Raw genomic sequence first — 3,843 nt, forward strand, 5'->3', positions numbered from 1 at the left:
CAAGGACCTGTCGGTGAAATGGCGCAACTCCACCATGCGCCGTGACTTCAGCACCAACGCCTTCGACGAGAACCGCCTGATCGTGAGCTACCCGCTGAACCTGCTGTAAGCCCTGCCAACGTGCGCCATGGCCCCGCTGGATAAGCTCGCGGGGCGCCCCTGCCATTCGCCCCGCTGATGATAGTGGTGGCTGCGGGCTATCCTGAGCTATACCCGTTGCCTGTACCGGGCCTGTCGCGGCGTGTGACCGCCGCGCAGGGCCCTGGCAGGCAGCTTGACCAGCCCAGGCAAACCAGGGAGGCACAACAATGAAAACGCTCGTCGACCACCTGAGCCAGTACGCCAGTTACCACCGCGACCCGCGCAACATCGTCACCCACTTCATCGGCATCCCCATGATCGTGCTGGCAGTCACCATCCTGCTGTCCCGCCCCGGGTGGGAGGTTGCTGGCATATGGCTGTCCCCGGCCCTGCTGGCGGCAGCGGCTTCGGTCTGGTTCTACCTGCGCCTGGACCTGCGCTTCGGGCTGGTGATGGGGGTGTTGCTGGGCTTGTGCCTGTGGGTTGGCCAGGTGCTGGCGGTGCAGCCTACCGGGCTTTGGCTCGGTGCCGGGGTGGGCGCGTTCGTGCTGGGCTGGATCATCCAGTTCGTCGGCCACTATTACGAAGGCCGAAAACCGGCGTTTGTGGACGACATCAGTGGCCTGATCATCGGGCCTTTGTTCGTGGTGGCAGAAGCGGCCTTCATGCTGGGCTTGTGCCCGGCCCTGAAGCAGGCTGTGGAAAGCAACGCAGGCCCGGTTGCCATACGCTCGATGTAACCGTGGCACCTGAGCGGCCTGTGGGAGCGGGCGTGCCCGCGAACACCGGCGCAGCCGGTGCCAGACACCGCGTCGCCTGCTTCGCGGGCAAGCCCGCTCTCACAACGAACCGCGCAGGCTTTTCAAATTTTGAGAAAGACAGTTGCGCCTGCACAGGTGCCGCGTGAGGGTCAGCTACGCGACTCTACCCCTAGCTCGTCCCACACCGACTCCGCCAGGTGGAAGGTGGCGTTGGCCGCTGGAATGCCGCAGTAGATCGCGCTCTGCATCAGCACTTCCTTGATCTCGTCGCGAGTCACGCCGTTGTTGGCCGCTGCGCGCAGGTGCAGCTTCAGTTCGTCGTTACGGTTCATGCCGATCAGCATGGCAATGGTGATCAGGCTGCGGGTGTGACGTGGCAGGCCGGGGCGGGTCCAGATGTCACCCCACGCATGGCGGGTAATCATTTCCTGGAACTCGCCATTGAAGTCGTTGAGCTTTTCCAGGCTGCGGTTCACATGGGCATCGCCCAGTACCGCGCGGCGTACTTGCATGCCGGCGTCGTAGCGTTGTTTCTCGTCCATGGCAGGGTCCTCAGTGAGCCAACAGGAAGGCAAGCACGCGGCGGCTGAACGCCTCGCCAATCTCGACGTTGGACAGGTGCGCTGCCGGGAACTCGACGTATTCGGCACCGGCAATACCGGTTTGCATGAACTGGCCGTGCGCCGGGGTGGTTACCACATCTTCTGTCCCTGCCACGATCAACGTCGGCACCTGGATGCGACCGAGTTGCTCACGGAAGTCGGCATCACGCACCGCCGCGCAGTTGCCGGCATACCCCTGGGGGCTGGTCTGCGCCAGCATCTGGCAGATACGCTGGGCCTCTGCGGCTTGTTCCTGGGCAAAGCCTGGGGTGAACCAGCGGGCAATGGACGCATCGCGCAGGTCGACCATGGCCTGCTGGCCGCCCTTGAGCACGGTGTCGATACGGGTGTTCCACACCTCGTCATTGGCGATTTTGGCGGCGGTGTTGCACAAGGTCAGGCTACGCAAGCGCTCACCGGCATTAATGCCTAGCCACTGGCCAATCAGGCCCCCCATCGACAAGCCGACAAAGTGCGCCTTGGCAATGTCCAGGCCATCGAGCAACGCCAGCACATCGCGGCCCAGTTGCTCGATGGAATAAGGGCCTTCGGTGACCAGCGATGCACCGTGGCCACGGGTGTCGTAGCGCAGCACCCGGAATTGCTCGGCCCACAGCGGCATCTGGGCGTCCCACATGCCCAGGTCGGTACCCAGCGAGTTGGACAGGACCAGCACCGGGGCGTCTGCCGGGCCATCGAGTTGGTAATTCAAAACGCCATCGGCCAGTTGCAAATGCGCCACAGCGGTCTCCTTCAGGCAGTGAAACGTTGATGTTCGGACACGGCGCGCGCCACCCAGACACGGGCCTGGCCCAGGTAATGGGCAGGGTCGAGCAAGCGATCGAGTTCCTCGGCGGACAGTTCGGCGCTGACCTGCGGCTCGTCACCCAGCACGGCACGCAGGTGACGCTGCTCGGCCACGGCGCGCTGGCAGCATTGCTCCAGCAGGTGGTGGGCGCGGTCGCGGCCCAGGCGCTGTGCCAGCACAATGCTCACCGCCTCGGCCAGCACCAGGCCCTGGGTCAGGTCGAGGTTGCGCCGCATGCGTTCGGCATCCACCTCCATCCCCTCGGCAATCACCTGGGCCTGGCGCAGCGCACCGGAGACCAGGCAGCAGATTTCTGGCAGGGTTTCCCATTCGGCATGCCACAACCCCAGGCTGCGCTCGTGTTCCTGGGGCATGGCGCTGAACATCGTCGAAACCAGCCCCGGCACCCGGGTGGCGGCCCCGATCAGAACGGCGGCCCCCACCGGGTTACGCTTGTGGGGCATGGTCGAAGAGCCGCCCTTGCCCGGCGCAGAAGGCTCGAACACCTCGCCAGCCTCGGTTTGCATCAGCAAGCTGACATCGCGGCCGAACTTGCCCAGGCTGCCGGCGATCATGCCCAGCACCGAGGCAAACTCCACCAAGCGGTCGCGCTGGGTGTGCCAAGGCTGTTCCGGCAGGGCCAGCCGCAGTTGCTCGGCCAGCGCCTCGGCCACCGGCAGCGCCTTGCTGCCCAAGGCCGCCAGGCTGCCCGAGGCGCCGCCGAACTGCAGCACCAGCAAGCGCGGGCGCAGCGCCTGCAAGCGCTGGCGATGGCGGGTCACGGCGCCAAGCACCCCGGCCAGCTTCATGCCCAAGGTCACCGGCGTGGCATGTTGCAGCCACGTGCGCCCCACCATGGGGGTGTCGGCGTGCTTCAAGGCCTGCTGCGCCAAGGTTTCGGCAAGCTGGCCAAGGTCGCTTTCCAGCAAGTCGAGGGCAGCGCGCAACTGCAATACCAAGCCGGTGTCCATCGCATCCTGGCTGGTAGCGCCCAGGTGCACATAACGCTCGGCCTCGGGCACGCCGGTGGCGATCACCTTGCCCAACGCCTTCACCAGCGGGATTGCCGAGTTGCCAGCGCTGGCGATGGCATTGGCCAGGGCGCCTACGTCATAGCGCTCGGCCTGGCAGGCCGCCTCGATGGCGGCCACGGCGCTGTGCGGAACCAAGCCGACCGAAGCCTCGGCGCGGGCGAGCGCGGCCTCGAAATCCAGCATGCCCTGCAGGCGGCCACGGTCGGAAAACACCTCGCGCATGGCCGGCGCGGTGAAGTAGGCGTCGAACAGTTGGTTGCTCATGCAGCTTCCTTAATGATCATGGTGCAGGTACTCGGCCTGCTTCGGCAGGCGCAGGCTGAACAGGAAGGCTATCGCCATCATCGCCGTCACGTACCAGTAGAACGTATTCTCCATACCCATGGTCTTCAGCCCCAGGGCCACGTACTCGGCCGAACCGCCGAATGCCGCGTTGGCCACCGCGTAAGCCAGGCCTACACCCAGCGCGCGAACTTGTGGCGGGAACATTTCGGCCTTCACCAGGCCGCTGATCGAGGTATAGAAACTGACGATGCACAGTGCCAGGCTGATCAGCA

5 protein-coding genes and 1 pseudogene are annotated in these 3,843 nt (G+C 65.3%); 2 read left to right on the forward strand and 4 right to left on the reverse strand.

What is annotated here, in order from left to right:
* Together APH30_RS28955 and APH30_RS26375 are read left to right on the forward strand one after the other, a co-directional pair.
* On the forward strand, window positions 1-109 hold a 109-nt coding region (locus APH30_RS28955; RefSeq protein WP_156326716.1), incomplete at its 5' end, for an OprD family outer membrane porin.
* A gap of 199 nt (window positions 110-308) precedes the next feature.
* Window positions 309-821: a DUF962 domain-containing protein gene (locus APH30_RS26375; protein WP_054914179.1), complete on the forward strand. Its 513-nt coding sequence runs from the start codon at window positions 309-311 to the stop codon at window positions 819-821.
* 170 nt (window positions 822-991) lie between these two features.
* Here APH30_RS26375 and pcaC read toward each other — a convergent pair whose 3' ends face one another.
* The 4 genes and pseudogenes from pcaC to APH30_RS26395 all read right to left on the reverse strand — a co-directional run.
* Window positions 992-1,384 carry a 4-carboxymuconolactone decarboxylase gene (gene pcaC / locus APH30_RS26380; RefSeq protein ID WP_054914180.1) on the reverse strand — a complete coding sequence of 131 codons (393 nt, stop codon included), beginning with the start codon at window positions 1,382-1,384 and terminating at the stop codon, window positions 992-994.
* 10 nt (window positions 1,385-1,394) lie between these two features.
* Complete coding sequence (gene pcaD / locus APH30_RS26385; RefSeq protein ID WP_054914181.1) at window positions 1,395-2,186, reverse strand: 3-oxoadipate enol-lactonase; 792 nt, start codon at window positions 2,184-2,186, stop codon at window positions 1,395-1,397.
* Window positions 2,187-2,197: 11 nt separating this feature from the next.
* The gene (locus APH30_RS26390; RefSeq protein WP_054914182.1) at window positions 2,198-3,550 is read right to left on the reverse strand and encodes a 3-carboxy-cis,cis-muconate cycloisomerase; all 1,353 of its coding nucleotides are present in this window, start codon (window positions 3,548-3,550) and stop codon (window positions 2,198-2,200) included.
* Window positions 3,551-3,559: 9 nt separating this feature from the next.
* Window positions 3,560-3,843 (reverse strand): annotated as a pseudogene (locus APH30_RS26395) (alpha-ketoglutarate permease); the annotation flags it as partial.

The sequence above is a fragment of the Pseudomonas sp. NBRC 111127 genome, assembly GCF_001320345.1.
GTDB lineage: Bacteria > Pseudomonadota > Gammaproteobacteria > Pseudomonadales > Pseudomonadaceae > Aquipseudomonas > Aquipseudomonas juntendi.